Genomic DNA, 18021 nt, shown 5'->3' on the forward strand with positions numbered 1-18021 from the left:
AAAAGCGCGCAGCGGGCGTACAAATCGCGCTGCGCTGAATCTAAAATCATCGCATGAATCGTATTGCCAAGCTTTTGCCGGTCTCCCGTCCCTCCAGCCGCGCGGCCGGGTTCCTCATGGCCGCGCTTGGCGCCATCCTGTTCTCGGCCAAGGCCATCGTCGTCAAGTTCACTTACCGCTACGGTATCGACGCGGTCACCCTGATTGCCTTTCGCATGTTGTTCGCCATGCCTTTTTTCGCGGCGGTGGCCTGGCACCAGTCGCGCCTGGCGGCGCGCGGCGAGATTGTCGTCATGACCTGGAAGGAGCGCGCCCAGGTCTGCGTGCTGGGGCTGCTCGGGTATTACCTGTCGAGCTTCCTCGATTTCCTCGGACTGCGCTACATCACCGCCAGCCTGGAACGGCTGATCCTGTTCCTGTCGCCCTCGCTGGTGGTGCTGATTTCCGCGTTCTGGTTCCGGCGTCCGGTCGAGCGGCGCCAATGGCTGGCGATGATCCTGTCGTATGCCGGCGTGGTGCTGGTGTTTGCCCACGACCTGACCTTCGGCGGTTCCGCCGAGGTGCTGTCAGGGTCTTTGTTCGTGTTCGGTTCGGCGCTCAGCTATTCTGTGTACCTGATCTGTTCCGGGGAGCTGATCAAGCGCATCGGGCCGACCCGCCTGGTGGCCTACGCCATGCTGGTGTCGTGCGTGGCCTGCATCGTGCAGTTCTTCGTGGTGCATCCGGCCTCGGTGCTGGTCCAGCCGATGGGCGTGTACGGCTATTCGCTGATCCATGCCACGCTGAACACGGTGGTGCCAGTCTTCATGTTGATGTGGGCGGTGGCGTTGATCGGCGCGCCGACGGCGTCGCTGCTGGGCATGCTGGGACCCGTGTCTGTGTTGTTCCTGGCCTCGTGGTTCCTGCATGAGCCCATTACGGTGTGGCAGATGGCCGGGACCGCGCTGGTGCTGGCAGGGGTATTCGTATTGATGGGGGGCGGGGCCGCGAAGGCGCCGCCCGCCGCGCCGGGCGGCAGCGCGCCGGCGCGCTGAGATCCGGTTTTCCCGTTTGAGTCGCAACATTCCAATGAAAGGAGGCCAGCATGGCCAGCAATCTCGTCAAGGCAATCCGTATCGAGCAGCATGGCGGTCCCGAAGTCCTGAAACTGGTCGAGGTCGAAGTGCCGCCGCCTGCCGCCAATGAGGTCACCATCGACCAGCATGCGGCCGGCTTGAACTTCATCGATATCTATTTCCGCACGGGTTTGTATCCGCATCCGCTGCCGCACGGCCTGGGCTTCGAGGGCGCGGGCGTGGTGACTGCGGTGGGCGCCGACGTCAAGCATCTCAAGAAGGGCGACCGGGTCGCCTACGGCCAGAGCCCGATCGGCGCTTACGCCAAGGCCCGCAACGTGCCGGCCAACCAGGTCGTCAAGCTGCCCAAGGGTATCGGCTTCGACGAGGCCGCCGCCGTGATGCTCAAGGGCCTGACGGTGCAGTACCTGTTTCGCCAGACCTACCGCCTGCAGGGCAATGAAACCATCCTGTTCCACGCGGCCGCCGGCGGCGTCGGCCTGATCGCCTGCCAATGGGCGCGCGCGCTGGGCGTGAAACTGATCGGCACTGTTTCCAGCCCCGAGAAGGCCGAGCTGGCCCGCGCCAATGGCGCCTGGGAAATCATCGACTATTCGCGTGAGAACGTGGCCGAGCGGGTACTGGAACTGACTGGCGGCAAGAAGGTCCCGGTGGTGTATGACGGCGTTGGCAAGGACACCTGGGAAACCTCGCTGGACTGCATCGAGCCGCGCGGCCTGATGGTCAGCTTCGGCAATGCCTCCGGCCCGGTGGCGGGCGTCAACCTGGGCATCCTGAACCAGAAGGGCAGCCTGTACGTGACGCGGCCGTCGCTGGGCGTGCATGTCAACACGCTGGAAAAGCTGCAGGCCGCCTCGGATGAGTTGTTCGACCTGATCCTGAAGAAAAAGATCAAGGTCCGCATCGACCAGCGCTATGGCCTGGAGCAGGCCGGCGAGGCCCAGACCGCGTTGGCCGCGCGCAAGACCACCGGTGCCACGGTGCTGATGCTGGATTGATCCGGCGCGCCCCGGCGCGCCCCGGAGCGACATCGGCAAAGCGGGACGCAGCGAGCGTCCCGCTTTTTTTGGGCCGTGCGCACCCGGACAAATCGCCATGCACGGGGGGACAAGCCAGCACGGCGGGCCGTTGCTATTCTGGCCCGACCCTATCCGTTGGAGCCAACCGCATGTCGTCCACCCGCCCCACTGCCAGCGCTTGTGCCTCCGGCCGTCCGGAATTGGCCGCCATCCGGGAATACATGATCGTCAACGGCAAGCCTTTGCGCCAGGGGCAGGGCGATCTCATCGACGTGCACGACCCGGCCACCGGGGAGGTCATCGCCACTCAGGTTGACGCCGGTCCGGCGCAGATCGATCTGGCGGTGCAGGCTGCGCGACGCGCGTTCGCCAGCGGCCCGTGGCACGACATGCTGCCGGCCGGGCGCGAACGCCTGCTGCTGAACCTGGCTGACCTGGTGGAGCGCCACGGCGAGGAACTGGCGCGGCTCGAAACCCTGAACAATGGCAAGCTCCTGGGCGTGGCCCAGGAGCTGGAGGTCGGCTCAGGCGCGCAGTGGCTGCGCTACATGGCGGGCTGGGCCACCAAGCTGACCGGCGATACGCTGGCCCTGTCGATCCCGTTCCCGCCCGGCGTCAAGTACAGCGCCTACACGCTGCCGCAGCCGGTGGGCGTGGTGGCTGCGATCATCCCCTGGAATTTCCCGTTGCTGATGGCGATCTGGAAGATCGCCCCGGCGCTGGCGGCTGGCTGCACGGTGGTGCTCAAGCCCGCCGAGGAAACGCCGTTGACCGCCCTGCGCCTGGCCGAACTGGTGCTGGAGGCGGGCTTTCCGCCGGGCGTGGTCAACGTGGTTACAGGGCGTGGCGAGACTGCCGGCGCGGCGCTGGTGGCGCATCCGGGCGTGGACAAGATCGCCTTCACCGGTTCCACCGAGGTCGGCAAGCTCATCGGCCGCGCCGCCATGGACGACATGAAGCGCGTATCGCTGGAGCTGGGCGGCAAGTCGCCCGTGATCGTGCTGGATGACTGCGACCCCGATGTGGCCGCGCAGGGCGCGGCCGCCGCCATCTTCTTCAACCAGGGCCAGGTCTGCACCGCCGGTTCGCGGCTGTACGTACAGAAGGGCCTGTACGCCAAGGTGGTGGAACGGCTGGCCGACCTGGCCGCCGGCATGAAGCTGGGTTCCGGTTTTGCACCGGATACGCAGGTGGGACCGCTGGTGTCGGCCCGCCACCAGCAGCGCGTGATGGACTACATCGGCATTGGCCGCGCCGAGGGCGGCAAGGTGCTGGCCGGTGGCGCCGCCGGCGAAGGCGCGGGTTACTTCGTGCGGCCGACAGTGTTCGCCGACGTGGCGCCCGACGCCCGCATTGTCCGCGAGGAGATCTTCGGGCCGGTGGTGGTGGCTCAGCCCTTTGACACGCTCGAGGACGCCGTGCGGCTGGCCAACGATAGCGCCTTCGGCCTGGGCGCCAGCCTCTGGAGCAACGACCTGGCGCGGGTCCAGCGTCTCATCCCGCGCATCGACGCGGGCACGCTATGGATCAATACCCACAACATGCTGGACCCGAACATGCCGTTCGGTGGTTTCAAGCAGTCGGGCGTGGGCCGTGAACACGGCCGCGCGGTGCTCGACCTGTACCTGGAGCAGAAGTCCGTTTGTATCGCTTACTAGACTGACGGCCGCGCCAGACAAGCCGGGAAAATACCGGCGCGCGCGAGGCCGCGCAACCAAGGGGAAGTGCATGGCAGGCAAGACCAATGGCCGGGGCCGGGCACGCGCAGCGCTGCTGCTGGCGTGCCTGGCGATGGCGCAGACAGCGTGGGCCGGAGATCCCAGCGCGCGTGACTGGATACCGGCGCCGGTGGGCACCAACATCGTCGCCGGCTATCTCGCCGGCCTGCGATCTTCGGGGCTGTATTCGGCGGGCAAGCGCATCGATGGCGCGTCGGTGGACGTGGACGCGCTGATCTACCGCCAGATGCATTACCGGGAACTTTTCGGCAAGACCGTGCAGCTCGAATTCATCGTGCCGATGTCGCGCACCACGATGGAGCTGCCGGGCGCCCCGCGCGACCGCCAGACCGGCATCGGCGACGTGACGCTGGGTTCCGCGATCTGGCTCTACAACAACGAGCAGACCAAGACCTGGTTCGCCTGGGAACCTTTCGTGGTGGTGCCGGTGGGGCGCTACGACGGCTCGCGCCCGGACACCTCGCCGGGCAAGAACCGCTGGTCCACCATCCAGGACTTCTCGTTCGTCAAGGGCGTGGGCGAGTCCACCTTTCTCGAGGCCATCGGCGAAGTGGAGATCTACGGCCGCAACAGCGACTGGATGAGCCAGACGCTCAAGAAAGACCCGTCCTTCCGCTTCTTCGCGCTGGCCTCCACCAACATCACTGAAAACACCTACACCGGCATCCGCTATCGCTACGAGACTGGCGGCCGCGAGCGCGCGGCGGGCGAGACGGTGACCAGCCGCGCCCGCAACCACCAACTGGCGCTGGAACTGACCCACCAGATCAACGACGCCAACCAGATCCAGATGCAGTACATCCACGACCTGAAGGTCGAGAACGGTCCGCGCATGCGGGGCGTGCAGATGCGCTACGTCTATGCCTTCTAGGAGCAACGCACATGACAGCAGGAGAGATCGAATGATTGCGCTTTGTGCCAACGGGAGGGCTGCCCGGGCCGGAAAATGGGCGCTGTGCGCGGCCCTGGCCGCGGCCGCCGGGCTTGCCCGCGCCGACCTGCCGGTCGAGGAGCTCAAGGGCGGCACCCGCCTGCCGCCCGCCACGCCGCACCGGCTGTACGTGATGGACGCGGTGTTCAACCACCTGGTCGACAGCCGCGTCAACATCTACGACGGCGACACGATGAAATTCCTGGGGCTGGTGCCCTCTTCGTTCAACGGCCACATGACGGTGTCGGCGGACGGCAAGGACATCTACATCATGACCACCTACTACGAGCGCCTGAACCGCGGCAAGCGCACCGACGTGGTCGAGGCCTGGGACGCCGAGACATTGACGCCCAAATTCGAGGTGCCGATTCCCGAGAAGCGCGCGCAGGCTTTGAACTACCGCAACTACCTGCAGCAGAGCTCGGATGGCGGCCTGCTGTTCGTGCAGAATGCCACGCCGGCCTCGTCGGTGACGGTGGTGGACCTGAAGGCGCGCAAGTTCGCCGACGAAGTGACCGCGTCGGCGGGCTGCTGGAGCATCATCGTGCCGCCGTCGCGGCCGCGCAGCTTCGCCAGCATCTGCGGCGACGGCTCGTTCGTCACGGTCGACCTGGACGCCGCCGGCAAGCCTTCGGGCCAGCAGCGCAGCAAGCCCATGTTCGAGGTCGAGAAGGACCCGATCTTCACCCATACCGACCGGTTGGGCGATACCTTCTACTTCGTTTCGTACAACGGCAACGTCTACAGCGCCGACTTCAGCGGTGCCGAGGCCCGCTTCGGCGAGCGCTGGTCGCTGCTGGACGTTTCCGGCAAGGATCGCGGCTGGCGGCCCGGCGGCTACAACCTGCTGGCGGTGAACCGCGCCAGCAAGCGCCTGTACGTGGGCATGCATCCGAACGGCGTCGAGGGCTCGCACAAGACGCCGGCCGCCGAAATCTGGGTCTACGACCTGGCCACGCACAAGCGGCTGGCGCGCATACCCGGCAAGAACGCGCTGTCGATGTCGGTATCACAGGACGACAAACCGCGCCTGTTCACCATCGATGGCGGCAACGTCAATATCTACGACGCGGCGCCGGCCGCGCCGGTGTTCAAGGGCACGATCCAGGGCGCGGGTGAAACCGCCTTGCAGGTCGAGCCGCAACCGGGGGGCGCGCAATGAACGACCCCGTCCTGCTGTATGCCGCCAGTGCCGCGCTGGCCTGCGTGCTGCTGTTGGGCGCGCTGGAAAAGCTCAAGGACATGGCTGCGTTCGCCGCCGCCGCGCAGGCCTATGAGATCGTGCCGGCGGCCCTCGGCGGCCTCTTCGCCTGGTGCTACGTGTTGGCCGAGGCGCTGGCCGGCGCCTTGCTGCTGACGCCCGGCCTGCGCGTGCCGGGAGCGCTGTTGGCGCTGCTGGTGCTGGCGTTGGCCAGTACCGGTGTGGCGGTGAACCTGGCGCGCGGACGCCGCGACATCGATTGCGGTTGCGGCGGTCCTGCCATGCGTGGCGCGGCGGCCCGCGGCGCGGGTCTGTCCTGGTGGATGGTGGCGCGCAACGCGCTGCTGGCGCTATGGACGCTGCCGGTGTTCGCCGCCGCGCAGGGCGCCTCGCGCAGCCTGCAATGGGCTGACGCCGCCTCGGTCTTCGGCCTGGCGATGAGCGCCGTGGCCCTGTATTTCACCGCCAATCATCTGCTGGCCTCGCATCTGAAGCTGCGGCAGTTGCACATCTAGGAACAACGGAGCGACACGATATGGAAGCCTTGATCATTTCCAATTTTCTGCTGTGGGGCGTGGTGCTGTGCCTGCTGCTGGTCGTTCTGGCGCTGTCGCGCCAGATCGGCGTGCTCTACGAGCGCGTGGCGCCGATGGGGGCGCTGACCATGGACAAGGGGCCGGCGGTTGGCGAGCCCGCGCCGCGTTTCGAACTGGCCGACCTGCTGGGCCGGCGCCTGAGCATCGGACAACGGGGCCAACACAGCCAGTTGCTGTTCTTTCTCTCGCCCACTTGCCCGGTGTGCAAGAAGCTGCTGCCCATCCTCAAGTCGGTGGCCGGCACCGAGAACGCCTGGTTGCGTATCGTGCTGGCCAGCGATGGCGAGATGCCCGAGCATCTGGCCTTCTACCGCCAGGCGGGGCTGGAACGCTTTCCCTACCTGCTGTCCACGGAACTGGGCATGAAGTTCCAGATCAGCAAGCTGCCGTATGCGGTGCTGATCGACGAGTCCGGCGTGATCCGCGCCAAGGGCCTGATCAATTCCCGCGAGCAGCTCGAAAGCCTGTTCACGGCCAAGGAGCTGGGCGTGGCCTCGGTGCAGGAATTCCTGGCCGGCGGTGCGCTGCAGGAAACCCGTGTTTCGCGCAAGGAGAACGGCAATGCTCTGGTTGGATAAGCTTGGCGAGCGCGTCACGCGCTCGGTTGCCCACACCACCTCGCGGCGCAGCGTGCTCAACCGCATCGGCCGCGTGCTGGTCGGCACCGCCTTCCTGGTGCCGGTGCTGCCGGTGGCGCGTTCCGCGCCCGCCGCTACCAAGAAGCCTCAGACCGACGAGACTGCCTGCGATTACTGGCGCTATTGCGCGGTGGATGGCTTCCTGTGCTCGTGCTGCGGCGGCAGCATGACCTCGTGTCCGCCGGGCACCTCGCCTTCGGCGGTGTCGTGGGTGGGGACCTGCCACAACCCGCTGGACGGCAAGGACTACCTCATCAGCTACAACGACTGCTGCGGCAAGACGGCCTGCGGCAAGTGCATGTGCGCCTCGGCCGAGCGCGAGCGGCCGGGCTACCAGATGTTCCTGCACAACGACGTCAACTGGTGCATGTCGAACGAGTCGTCCATTTTCCATTGCACCACCTCCGTCATTGTCGGGTTGGCCAAGAAGAAACCATGAACGACGCGCGGGCAAGGGGGCGTGGCAGGGCGCGGCGTCGGGCGGGTATCGCCGCCGCGCTGGCCGTCGCCGTGGCGATCGGGGTAGGGGCGGGCATGACTCGCGATGCCGCCGCCGGCGAGGCGACGCCCGACGTCGCCACCTTGGGGCAGGCCGCGCGCGCGGACTATGTGCTGCAGTGCGCAGGCTGTCATCGGGTCGACGGCCGTGGCAGCATGCCGCACGGCATCCCTGATTTTCGCAATTCGGTGGGAGCGTTCACGCGCCTGCCCGCCGGCCGCGAATACCTGATCCGGGTGCCGGGGGCCGCCTATTCGCAGTTGAGCGATGCCGAACTGGCCAATGTGCTGAACTGGCTGCTGCGCACGTTCAGCCCGGCGCAATTGGCGGCCAGCTTCCAGCCGTACACCGAGGACGAAGTGGCATCGGCCCGGCCGCGTCGCTACGACGATGTGGTGCCGGTGCGGCACGGTCTGGCGCGCGAGTTGGCAGCGCTGGGTTTTGCCCTTTCCGACTATTCGTATGGCAGTGCCCGCAAGCCTTGAGACCGCGTGGCGTCCGCCAGGCATGAATGAGCGCGGCCGCGGGGCGTGTAAAGCCGTTCTCGCATAGGGGTTGTCACGGATACTCCGCGCCCGGGGCTCGGTGATAGAAAGAAGATCGCTATTTGTTCCACGCCGCGCGCCGGAGTCGCCATGTCAGCCCCCCTCGTACGCAGCGCGCCCCAGCAATTTCTGGATTGCGCCAGCTGGAAGGAAAACATCAGCAACACTTTCGTGCCGCTGGAAGTGTCGGCGGCCGATCCCAAGCGCTTTCGCAGCAGCGTGGCGGTCGATTTCCTGGGATGGATGCAGATCTGCGAAATGCGCACCGACGCGCAACGCGTGCGGCGCACCAAGACGCTGGCCGACCGCGCCGAGGCGTCCGGCTACAAGGTGACGCTGCAGCTCGACGGCCGTAGCGAAATCCGCCAGGCCGCGCGTACTGCCTTGCTGATGCCGGGCGAATGGGGAATCTACGACACCACCCGTCCATATGAAGTCGATGTCGATGACAACGCGCATTTCCTGGTGATGCAGGTGCCTGGCAAGCAGTCTGAGGCCTGGCTGCCTGCGATGCGCGATGCGGTGGCGCGCAGCTTCAGCGCCCGCCATGGCTGTGGCCGCATGGCCATGGATCTGTTACGGGTGGCCCTGAGCGAACATGCCCATCTGTCCGACAGCGCGGCGCGCGATGCCGCCAATGCGGTGATGCAGATGATGGGGCTGGATATCAGCGAACGGGCCGCTGGCGGGGCGTCGCAGGATCCCGCGACGTTGCGGCAGGCGCAGTTGCGCCGTGTGCAGCAGTACCTGATCGAGAACCTGCATGATCCCGACCTGTCGCCGGCGGCGGCGGCCGTGGCCTTGCGTGTGTCACGGCGCTATCTGTACAACCTGTTCGCGCAGGCGGCCACCACGCCGGCTGATTTCATTCTCGGCGCGCGCCTGGAGCGCTGCCGCGATATGCTGGCCGATGCCGCGCAGAGCGCGCGGCAGATTGGCGAGATCGCCTTCCGCCATGGGTTTTCCGATGCGGCGCGCTTCAGCCATGCGTTTCGCAACCGCTATGGGGTGTCGCCGTCGGAATACCGGCGCCTGCGGCGCCAGCCGGACGAATCGGCCTGAAGGGCCGGGCCGGGTTGGCGCGGGTGTGCGGCAGCCCTAGAGTTCTTCCGCGTTGATCAGGTCTTCCTTGCCGTAGAACTTCACGCCGATGTGGATGCGTTCGCGGCCCTGCGCGCGGCGGTGCCGGTTGGTGTCGCGCAGCGAATAGACGCAGCCGCAGTATTCCTGCTGGTAGAAGTTCTCGCGCTTGCTGATTTCGATCATGCGCGAGGAGCCGCCGCCCTTGCGCCAGTTGTAGGTCCAGTAGACCAGGTCGTCATAGCGCGCGGCAGCGCGTTCGCCGCAGCCGTTGATCTGGTTCATGTCCTTCCAGCGCGAGATGCCGAGCGAGCTGGTGATGGTGTCGAAACCATGTTCGTGGGCGTAGAGCGCGGTGCGCTCGAAGCGCATGTCGAAGCAGGCGGTGCAGCGTTCGCCGCGCTCGGGGGCGTCTTCCATGCCCTTGACGCGCTCGAACCAGTTGTCCATGTCGTAGTCGGCGTCGATGAATTCGATACCGTGCTGTTCGGCGAAGCGGATGTTTTCCTGCTTGCGGATCTCGTACTCTTTGACCGGATGGATGTTCGGGTTGTAGAAGTAGATCGCGTAGTCGATGCCGGAAGCCGTCATGGCTTCCATGACCTCGCCGGAACAGGGCGCGCAGCACGAATGCAGCAGCACCTTGCTGCGGCCGGCGGGCAGGTCGAGTTTGGGGCGCACGAATTCGGACATGGTGAAAGGCAGGCGGTAAGGCGGAAAACCCCTTATTTTACGCCGAGTTGGCGCCATGGGGCGGGGCGCTCCGGTTTGTCAGCCCAGCACTGCGTGCCAGAGTTCGCGCACGGCGGTGCGTTCGGCCTGCAGTTGATCGGGCGCCACGCGGGCCTTTTCCACCCCTTGCATGCGCAGTTGATGCTGCACCCGCCGCAGCGTGCGGTAGGCATCGCCCGCGCGCGTGGCCAGGCCGGAATCGATCAGCCCGGCTTCGCCGGCCAGACGCAGCAGGGTGATATTGCCCAGGTTGCGCACCAGCATGGGGTGGGTGCCGGCATGGCAAAGCACCAGGTATTGGGTCACGAATTCCACGTCGACCATGCCGCCGGCATCGTGCTTGAGATCGAACTTGTCCGTGTTGTTGGGGTGGCCCGCATTGATTTTCTCGCGCATCGCCAGCACTTCTTCGCGCAGTTTGGCGGTATCGCGCGGCATCACCAGGATGGCTTCGCGGATCTGCTCGAAGCGCTGGCCGACGGTGGCGTCGCCGCAGGCGTAGCGGGCCCGCGTCAGGGCCTGGTGTTCCCATGCCCAGGCATGCTTTTGCTGGTATTGCTCGAAGGCTTCGAGCGACACTGCCAACAGGCCGGCATCGCCGTCCGGCCGCAGGCGCAGGTCGATTTCGTACAAGCGTCCGGACGAGGTCATGGTCGACAGCCATGAGGTCATGCGCCGCCCCAGCTTGGCGTAGACCTCGGCCGCGTCCTCGCGCGCATCGTCGTACAGGAACACCAGGTCCAGGTCGGAGGCATAGCCCAGTTCCTTGCCGCCCAGCTTGCCGTAGGCGATGACGGCGAAACGCGGTTCGGCGCCCGCGGCCTTGTTCACCAGCGGCCAGGTGCGGCGGATGGTCTCCGTCAGCAGCAGGTCGGCCAGGGCCGACAACTGGTCGGCGAGCTTTTCCACCGTCAGTTCGCCCTCCAGATCCTGCGCCAGCAGTTGGAAGCTGGCCTGGCGCTGCACGTCGCGCATCAGGTTCATCTGGCGCTCGATGTCGGGCTCGCCATCGGGCAGGCGGCAGGCGTCCAGGTCGGCGCTCAACTGGCGCGCGATCTGGGCGAAGTCCAGCGGTTCGAACAGTGTGCGCCAGTCGATCAGGCTGTCCAGCAGCAGCGGGTGCTGGGTCAGGTATTGCGCCGCCCAGGGACTGGCCGCGACCATGCGGGCCACGCGCGCCAGCGTGTCAGGGTATTCGGCCAGCAGCGCCAGGTAAGCGCTGCGCTGGGCGATTTTCTCGATCAGGTCGAGCAGGCGCACGGCGGCGTCCAGCGGCGCGCCGGTCTGGCGGGCGGCGCGCAGGGCGGCGGGCAGCAGGGTTTCCAGGCGGCGCCGGCTGCTGTCGGGCAGGCTGCGCACGCGATGGCTGTTCATCAGGGTGTCGGCGCGGCGCAGCAGGTCGTCGGCTTGTTCGCCGAAGGCCTGGCGGATCTGGTCAGCCAGTTCGCATTGATCCTCGGACTCGGCGGCCGGCGTCTCGCCGCCGGCGGCATCGGCCGTGTCTTCCTTGTCCATGCCCACCATGCGGAACACATTGCGGAAGGTTCGGGAGACGAACTGGCGGTGGGCGGCCAGCGTGCTTTCGAACTGCCTGGCGTCCAGGCCCAGGGCGCCCGCCAGCGCGGTCCGCAAGGCCGGATCCGACGGCAGCAGATGGGTCTGCTCATCCTCGCGGTATTGCAGCGCATGCTCGGTGCGGCGCAGGAAACGGTAGGCGTCCTCCAGGCGGCGCGCATCGTCTTCGGACACCAGGCCGGCGACTTGTTCGGCGTGCAGTGCCGCCAGCAGGCCGCGCTGTTGCAGTGCCGGCATGCGCCCGCCGCGGATCAATTGCGCCAACTGCACCACGAACTCGATCTCGCGGATGCCGCCGTCGCCGAGCTTGATATTGTTGGCGCTGTCGATGCCATTGCGGGCGGTGGCGCGCCGCTGCCAGTCCTGGCGGATACGCTCACGCAGGGCCCGCAGCGCGGCCAGCGCGTCGAAGTCGAAATACTTGCGGTACACGAACGGCACGCGCAGGCTTTCGAGCTGCCGGGCCTGGGCCTCGCTGTCGCTGCCCTCGAACGCCCGCGCCGGCATCAGGCGCGCCTTGAGCCAGGCGTAGCGTTCCCATTCGCGGCCCTGGCCGATCAGATAATGCTCGAGCGCATCCAGGCTCCATGCCAGCGGTCCGGCATCGCCGTCCGGGCGCAGCCGCAGGTCGGTACGGAAGACCTGGCCGTTGGCATCGACCTCGGACAGCACCGGCATCATGCGGCGGGTCAGGCGGCCGTAGAACTCATGATGGCTGATGCGGCGCGGACCATCGGTGTCGCCTTCCTCGCCGTACAGCATGATCAGGTCGATGTCGGACGAAACATTCAATTCGCCGCCTCCGAGCTTGCCCATGCCGACGATCAGCATTTCCTGGGGCAGGCCGGTAGCCGGGTCGCGCGGCACGCCGTGCACCTCGGCCAGTTCCGCGGCCACGCTGCGGTAGGCGGCGGCGACCGCCGCGTCGGCCAGCGCCGTCATCGCCCCGACCACCTCTTCGAGCGGCGCCAGCCCCGCAAGATCGCGCACCATCAGGGTGCTGAAGACACGCTCGCGCAGCTTGCGCAGCACTTGGCGGCACTGCTCCACCGGCAGGATGGCGGGCGCGCCAGGGCCGGCCAGCTCGGCCTGCCAGTGAGCCAGCCGTTCGGGGGTGACCGGGTGTTGCGCGGCGTCTTCCAGCCAGGCGGCCAGATCCGGGTGGGCATCGAGGCGGCGGCGCAGGTGGCCGGACCAGGCAAGGGCGGGGGCGAACAGGGCGGGCGTGGACATGGCGATCGGACGGGAGACGAATGGGCGCGTTTCAGGTATAAGTGGGGACGATACCGCAAGACTATTCTCCTGCCCACCGATCCGTGTCTGTTTCAAAGAAAGTGCTCTGCTGCCTGTTCTGGGTGGCGCTGACCGTATACGGCGTGGTGGCCATCGGGCTGCTGGGCGTGCGCTATTGGGTCTTGCCGCGCGTGGACCAGTGGCGTCCCCAGATCGAAGCCTACGCCAGCCAGGCGCTGGGCGCGCGGGTCACGATCGGCGCGATCCAGGCCGACTGGCAAGGCCTCAACCCACGGCTGGCACTGACTTCGGTGCAAGTCTACGACGACCAGCCTGCCCCCGTCCTGACGCTGCCCTCGGTGTCGGCGGTGCTGGCATGGCGCAGCCTGCTGACCCTGTCGCCCACACTGCTGCGCCTGCGGGTGGAGCAGCCTGAATTGACCTTGCGGCGCGACCCCGACAATCGCCTCTGGGTGGCGGGGCAGGGCATCGACCTGAACGCCAGTGATCACCAGTCCGACCTGGACCATCCCGCGCTGCGCTGGCTGACCGCGCAGCGCGAACTGTTCATTCATGGCGCCCGCATCCGCTGGCAGGACGAGCTGCGCCAGGCGCCCGACCTGGTCTTGAACAATGTCGATTTTCTGGCGCGCAACGGCAGCCTGTCGCACCGTTTCGCCTTGCGCGCCGACGCCGATCCGGCGCTGGCGCGCAAGCTCGACCTGCGTGGGGAGTTCAACCGCAGCCTGTTCTCCGCCAACGCTGCCAGCCCCGCCAATTGGAGCGGGCAAATCTATGCCGCGATCGAAGATGCCGAGCCGTTGGCCTGGGCTCCCTGGGCGCCGCCTCCGCCGGTGCGGGGGCGCGTCAGCGCCCGCGCCTGGTTGCAACTGGACCATGGCAAGTTCTCCACGTTGACCGCCGACCTGGCGGCGCGCGGGGTCGACTGGTCGGCGGGGGCGGACGGGCCGGCGGTGGGCGGGGGCGATGCGCGGTTGCACATCGAGGGCACGCCGGGCGATTTCATCGACAGCGCGCGCGTGCCGCTGGCGCGTAGCGCCGGGGCGGCCAACCTGGCGCTCCATGGCCGTGTCGAGCAATTGCGCGTGACGCTGCCAGGCATCTTTGAACAGCCCGAGCTGGCGGCCAGCGAGGTTGCGCTGGATGCCCGCATCAAGGGCGCGGACGCGCGCGACTGGTTCGTCGACGTGAGCCAGTTGCGTGTTGCCAACGATGACCTGGACATCCGCCTGCAAGGCCAGTGGCGCCGCGAAGGCAAGAGCGCTGCCGGCAGCGTCGACATGCGTGGCACGTTGGTGCGCGGCGCCATGAACGCGATCCACCGTTATTTGCCGTTGGAGGTCAACCCGGATGCGCGCGAGTGGCTGGCCACGGGCCTGCCGGCGGGCCGGATGGAATCGGCGGCCATCACCCTCAAGGGCGACCTAGACGAATTTCCATTCGGCGCGCCCGGATCGACGGGCGAGTTCGTGATTGCCGGCGCCTATTCCGGCGCCACGGTCGACTATGCGCCGGCGCGGCCGCATCGCAAGGGCTGGCCGATGCTGGAGAACCTGTCGGGCAACTTCCGGGTCGACAAGGTCGGGCTCGCGCTCGACAGTCCGGGGGGCGCGGTCTTTCATACGGGCCAGGGCCAGACCGTGACGCTCGGCGCCGTGACCGCCACCATTCCCGACATGGAGCACCAGGCCGAGCTGACGGTCGATGGCCAGACCAGCGGCCCGGTGCCCGCCTATCTGGCGCTGGCCGGCAGCTCGCCGCTGGGCCAGTTGCTGGACGGCGCACTGGACGAGGCTCGCGGCACCGGCAATTGGCGCATGCCGCTCAAGCTCAAGGTGCCGTTGATGAATACCGACGACACCCAGGTTGAAGGCAGGATCCTGTTCGCCGACAACACCTTCACTTTCATGCCGGAAATGCCGTTGCTCAGCCAGATGCACGGTGACCTGGAATTTTCGGAAAAAGGCGTGCATGCCAAGGAAATCCGCGCCCAGTTCCTGGGCGGGCCGGTCAGGATCAATGGCAGCCTGATCCAGCCGAACGATGCCCTGCGATTCGAAGGCACGCTGACCGGGGCAGGGCTGGCGCAGCTCGGCAATGCCCCGTCGATGGCGCGTTTCTCGGGCAAGACCGCCTACAAGGGCAAGGTCGGCTACCAGCGTGGCGGCTCGGTCGAACTGTCGATGGAGACGGATCTGGCCGGGTTGGCGATCGACATGCCGGCGCCGCTGGGCAAGCCGGCGCAATCGACGCGCCCGCTCAAGCTGCAATGGGGGGCCGCGCAGGACCCCGGCGCCAAGGGCCGGCGCTGGCTGACCGCCAGCCTGGGCGATAACGTCAATGCCCTGTTCGAACGCGATCCCGCCGATGGCGCGGCGACGTATTTCGCCCGAGGCGCCTTGGGTATCGATCGGCCCGCCAGCCTGCCGGAGCGCGGCCTTAGCCTGAACGCCAGCCTGCCAGAGCTGGACATGGACCGCTGGGAGGCTGTCTTCGACGGCTTCAGTACGCCGCCGGCCAAGGGCCGAGCGGCTTCCCGGCCTTTGCTGCCGCCGCTCGAGCGCGTCAGTCTGGCCACCGGGGTGCTGCGTACCGGCGGCTATACCCTGAATGATCTCACCCTGTACGCCACCCGGCCCGCGGCGGCCCAATGGCGCGTCGACCTTGAATCGCGCCAGGCGGCCGGGTCGCTGTCGTGGCGCGAAGCCTCCGGTGCGATCGCCGGCCAGATCACCGCGCGGCTCAAGCATCTGGCGCTGGGGGGGGCTGAGGACGGCAACGAGGCCGACAAGGCGCTGTCTTCCGGCAACGATCTGTCCGACATTCCCGCGATCGATCTGCAGGCCAAGGAGTTCCGCCTCTATGGCAAGAACCTGGGCGAGTTGCAGGTGATTGGCACCAACCTGGAACGTGGCCGCCAATGGCGCCTGGACAAGTTGTCGATTGCAAACGACGCCGCCACCTTGAATGCGACCGGCACCTGGCGGCTGGAAGGCCCCGACCGCGGCCTGACGGTGGATGCCGCCGCCAAGTTCGAGAACGTGGGCAGCTTCATGGACCGCATCGGACTCGAACACGTGGTCTCGGGGGGCACCGGTGACATCAAGGCCAAGCTGAGCTGGCGCAACCTGCCCTGGACGCACGACATCGCGGACGTTGCCGGGGACGCCGACATTTCCCTGGACAAGGGGCGCTTCATGCACGTGAATTCGCGCACGGCGCGCCTGCTGGAGCTGCTCTCGCTGCAATCGCTGCAGCGCCTGGCGCGGCTCGACGTCAATCCGACCAACCTGCTGCGCGATGGTTTTCCATTCGACACCGTGCGCGGGCAGGTCAAGCTGGCGCAGGGTTCGCTCAAGACCGAGGGTTACAAGATCAACGGCCCGGTCGCCGCCATCGTGCTGGCCGGCGACGTCAACATCGTGCAGGAACGTTGGAACCTGAAGGCGGTGGTGATTCCCAACCTGGACGCCAGCGGCGCGGCGATGGTGACGGCACTTGCGGTCAATCCGCTGATCGGCCTGGGCGCGTTCGTGACGCAATGGCTGCTCAAGCAGCCGCTGGCGCGCGCCATGACCATGGAATACGCCGTCACCGGCAGTTGGGACGATCCCCGCATAGACCCGATCGACGCTTCGGGCAAGCCCGCGCCCAAGCAGACGCCGAAGCCGCGCAGCCTGGAAGAGTTCATCGAGCATTGAACCGGCCCGTGGGGCGGTTCGCCAGCGCAAAAGAATTTGGCGAGGACCGCCCCCGGGGCAATCCTCGCCAAATATGGGTTCCCGCGCGTGCGGACGCCGGACTTACTTCTTCTTCATCATGTCGAAGAATTCGGCGTTGGTCTTGGTGGCGCGCATCTTGTCCAGGATGAATTCCATGGATTGGACTTCGTCCATGTCGTGGATGAACTTGCGCAGCACCCAGACCTTCTGCAGCAGGTCGGGCGCGATCAGCAGTTCTTCGCGGCGGGTGCCCGACTTGTTCAGGTTGATGGACGGGTAGACGCGCTTTTCCGCCAGGCGGCGTTCCAGGTGCACTTCGGAGTTGCCGGTGCCCTTGAATTCTTCGTAGATGACTTCGTCCATGCGGCTGCCGGTCTCGATCAGCGCGGTGCCCAGGATGGTCAGCGAACCGCCTTCCTCGAGGTTGCGCGCGGCGCCGAAGAAGCGCTTGGGACGTTGCAGGGCGTTGGCGTCGACACCGCCGGTCAGCACCTTGCCGGAGGCCGGCACCACGGTGTTGTAGGCGCGGGCCAGGCGGGTGATCGAGTCCAGCAGGATCACCACGTCCTTCTTCATTTCGACCAGGCGCTTGGCCTTTTCGATAACCATTTCGGCGACCTGCACGTGGCGGGTGGCGGGCTCATCGAAGGTCGAGGCGACCACTTCGCCGCGCACGGTGCGCTGCATTTCGGTCACTTCCTCGGGGCGCTCATCCACCAGCAGGACGATCATGACTGCGTCGGGGTAGTTGGTGGTGATGGCGTGCGCGATGTGCTGCATCATCACCGTCTTGCCGGACTTGGGGCTGGCGACGATCAGGCCGCGCTGGCCCTTGCCGATGGGAGCGAAGATGTCGAGGATGCGGCCGGTGAGGTTTTCCTCGCTCTTGATGTCGCGTTCCAGGCGCAGCGGCTGGTTCGGGTGCAGCGGCGTCAGGTTCTCGAACATGATGCGATGCTTGATCGCCTCGGGCGCCACGCCGTTGACCTTGTCCACCTTGACCAGCGCGAAATAGCGCTCGCCATCCTTGGGCGTGCGCACTTCGCCTTCGATCGAGTCGCCGGTGTGCAGGTTGAAACGGCGGATCTGCGACGGCGAGATGTAGATGTCGTCCGTGCTGGCCAGATACGAGGTCTCGGGCGAGCGCAGGAAACCGAAGCCATCGGGCAGGACTTCCAGCACGCCGTCGCCAAAGATCTGCTCGCCCTGTTTGGCGCGCCGTTTCATGATGGCGAACATCAGCTCCTGCTTGCGCAGGCGGTTGGCGTTCTCGATTTCCAGGCCAGCGGCCATTTCCAGCAGCTGCGAGACATGCAGCGCCTTCAGTTCGTTGAGGTGCATCGCGGTGAGTGTTGGGGGAAAAGTAAAGGAGGGTTCTGGCGGCGCGCCACGGACGGGCTCGCGCGGTATTGAA

14 protein-coding genes are annotated in these 18021 nt (G+C 66.8%); 11 read left to right on the top strand and 3 right to left on the bottom strand.

Annotation, left to right across the window (positions count from 1 at the left end; all coding sequences use genetic code 11):
* Window positions 1-53: 53 nt before the first annotated feature.
* From AC6LKG_RS10820 to AC6LKG_RS10865, 10 genes are all read left to right on the top strand, one after another.
* Window positions 54-1034, top strand: a complete 981-nt coding sequence (locus AC6LKG_RS10820; RefSeq protein ID WP_498164315.1) for a DMT family transporter — start codon at window positions 54-56, stop codon at window positions 1032-1034.
* Between the two features lie 50 nt (window positions 1035-1084).
* Window positions 1085-2074 carry a quinone oxidoreductase family protein gene (locus tag AC6LKG_RS10825; protein WP_498164317.1) on the top strand — a complete coding sequence of 330 codons (990 nt, stop codon included), beginning with the start codon at window positions 1085-1087 and terminating at the stop codon, window positions 2072-2074.
* Window positions 2075-2244: 170 nt separating this feature from the next.
* Window positions 2245-3753, top strand: a complete 1509-nt coding sequence (gene styD, locus AC6LKG_RS10830) for a phenylacetaldehyde dehydrogenase StyD (RefSeq protein WP_498164318.1) — start codon at window positions 2245-2247, stop codon at window positions 3751-3753.
* Window positions 3754-3823: 70 nt separating this feature from the next.
* Window positions 3824-4705 (top strand): transporter, encoded by an 882-nt coding sequence (locus tag AC6LKG_RS10835; protein WP_498164319.1) that lies wholly within the window; start codon window positions 3824-3826, stop codon window positions 4703-4705.
* Between the two features lie 31 nt (window positions 4706-4736).
* The gene (locus AC6LKG_RS10840) at window positions 4737-5927 is read left to right on the top strand and encodes an amine dehydrogenase large subunit (RefSeq protein ID WP_498164321.1); all 1191 of its coding nucleotides are present in this window, start codon (window positions 4737-4739) and stop codon (window positions 5925-5927) included.
* A complete protein-coding gene (locus AC6LKG_RS10845; protein WP_498164323.1) occupies window positions 5924-6481 on the top strand; it encodes a MauE/DoxX family redox-associated membrane protein in 558 nt (185 codons plus the stop codon). The genes AC6LKG_RS10840 and AC6LKG_RS10845 overlap by 4 nt, the downstream gene beginning before the upstream one ends.
* 20 nt (window positions 6482-6501) lie before the next feature.
* Window positions 6502-7140, top strand: a complete 639-nt coding sequence (gene mauD / locus AC6LKG_RS10850; protein WP_498164325.1) for a methylamine dehydrogenase accessory protein MauD — start codon at window positions 6502-6504, stop codon at window positions 7138-7140.
* Window positions 7124-7639 (top strand): methylamine dehydrogenase light chain, encoded by a 516-nt coding sequence (locus AC6LKG_RS10855; RefSeq protein WP_498164326.1) that lies wholly within the window; start codon window positions 7124-7126, stop codon window positions 7637-7639. Before mauD ends, AC6LKG_RS10855 begins: the two co-directional genes overlap by 17 nt.
* Before the next feature lie 95 nt (window positions 7640-7734).
* Window positions 7735-8184, top strand: coding sequence for a c-type cytochrome (locus tag AC6LKG_RS10860; RefSeq protein WP_498164328.1), 450 nt, complete (start codon window positions 7735-7737; stop codon window positions 8182-8184).
* Between the two features lie 150 nt (window positions 8185-8334).
* The gene (locus tag AC6LKG_RS10865) at window positions 8335-9306 is read left to right on the top strand and encodes an AraC-like ligand-binding domain-containing protein (protein ID WP_498164329.1); all 972 of its coding nucleotides are present in this window, start codon (window positions 8335-8337) and stop codon (window positions 9304-9306) included.
* A 36-nt stretch (window positions 9307-9342) separates the two neighbouring features.
* Here the strand turns inward: AC6LKG_RS10865 and AC6LKG_RS10870 are convergent, their stop codons facing one another.
* Both AC6LKG_RS10870 and glnE read right to left on the bottom strand, forming a co-directional pair.
* Entirely contained in the window at window positions 9343-10017 is a 675-nt protein-coding gene (locus tag AC6LKG_RS10870) for an epoxyqueuosine reductase QueH (protein WP_175134070.1), read from the bottom strand.
* A 78-nt stretch (window positions 10018-10095) separates the two neighbouring features.
* Window positions 10096-12864 carry a bifunctional [glutamate--ammonia ligase]-adenylyl-L-tyrosine phosphorylase/[glutamate--ammonia-ligase] adenylyltransferase gene (gene glnE / locus AC6LKG_RS10875; protein ID WP_498164331.1) on the bottom strand — a complete coding sequence of 923 codons (2769 nt, stop codon included), beginning with the start codon at window positions 12862-12864 and terminating at the stop codon, window positions 10096-10098.
* A gap of 101 nt (window positions 12865-12965) precedes the next feature.
* On the opposite strand from glnE, the gene AC6LKG_RS10880 reads away from it, so the two are divergent.
* Window positions 12966-16586: a YhdP family protein gene (locus AC6LKG_RS10880; protein ID WP_498164399.1), complete on the top strand. Its 3621-nt coding sequence runs from the start codon at window positions 12966-12968 to the stop codon at window positions 16584-16586.
* Between the two features lie 102 nt (window positions 16587-16688).
* Here AC6LKG_RS10880 and rho read toward each other — a convergent pair whose 3' ends face one another.
* Window positions 16689-17948 carry a transcription termination factor Rho gene (gene rho, locus AC6LKG_RS10885; RefSeq protein WP_175134072.1) on the bottom strand — a complete coding sequence of 420 codons (1260 nt, stop codon included), beginning with the start codon at window positions 17946-17948 and terminating at the stop codon, window positions 16689-16691.
* Window positions 17949-18021: the final 73 nt, after the last annotated feature.

It is taken from the genome of Achromobacter sp. 46006, assembly GCF_059761975.1.

Excerpts from the sequence above, each read along its gene's own strand:
- AC6LKG_RS10855 (WP_498164326.1), top strand. The coding sequence starts at position 7,124 with ATGCTCTGGTTGGATAAGCTTGGCGAGCGCGTCACGCGCTCGGTTGCC.
- AC6LKG_RS10840 (WP_498164321.1), top strand. The coding sequence starts at position 4,737 with ATGATTGCGCTTTGTGCCAACGGGAGGGCTGCCCGGGCCGGAAAATGG.
- AC6LKG_RS10835 (WP_498164319.1), top strand. The coding sequence starts at position 3,824 with ATGGCAGGCAAGACCAATGGCCGGGGCCGGGCACGCGCAGCGCTGCTG.
- AC6LKG_RS10820 (WP_498164315.1), top strand. The coding sequence starts at position 54 with ATGAATCGTATTGCCAAGCTTTTGCCGGTCTCCCGTCCCTCCAGCCGC.
- AC6LKG_RS10870 (WP_175134070.1), bottom strand. The coding sequence starts at position 10,017 with ATGTCCGAATTCGTGCGCCCCAAACTCGACCTGCCCGCCGGCCGCAGC.
- AC6LKG_RS10865 (WP_498164329.1), top strand. The coding sequence starts at position 8,335 with ATGTCAGCCCCCCTCGTACGCAGCGCGCCCCAGCAATTTCTGGATTGC.
- AC6LKG_RS10845 (WP_498164323.1), top strand. The coding sequence starts at position 5,924 with ATGAACGACCCCGTCCTGCTGTATGCCGCCAGTGCCGCGCTGGCCTGC.
- mauD (WP_498164325.1), top strand. The coding sequence starts at position 6,502 with ATGGAAGCCTTGATCATTTCCAATTTTCTGCTGTGGGGCGTGGTGCTG.
- styD (WP_498164318.1), top strand. The coding sequence starts at position 2,245 with ATGTCGTCCACCCGCCCCACTGCCAGCGCTTGTGCCTCCGGCCGTCCG.
- AC6LKG_RS10825 (WP_498164317.1), top strand. The coding sequence starts at position 1,085 with ATGGCCAGCAATCTCGTCAAGGCAATCCGTATCGAGCAGCATGGCGGT.
- AC6LKG_RS10860 (WP_498164328.1), top strand. The coding sequence starts at position 7,735 with ATGACTCGCGATGCCGCCGCCGGCGAGGCGACGCCCGACGTCGCCACC.
- glnE (WP_498164331.1), bottom strand. The coding sequence starts at position 12,864 with ATGTCCACGCCCGCCCTGTTCGCCCCCGCCCTTGCCTGGTCCGGCCAC.
- rho (WP_175134072.1), bottom strand. The coding sequence starts at position 17,948 with ATGCACCTCAACGAACTGAAGGCGCTGCATGTCTCGCAGCTGCTGGAA.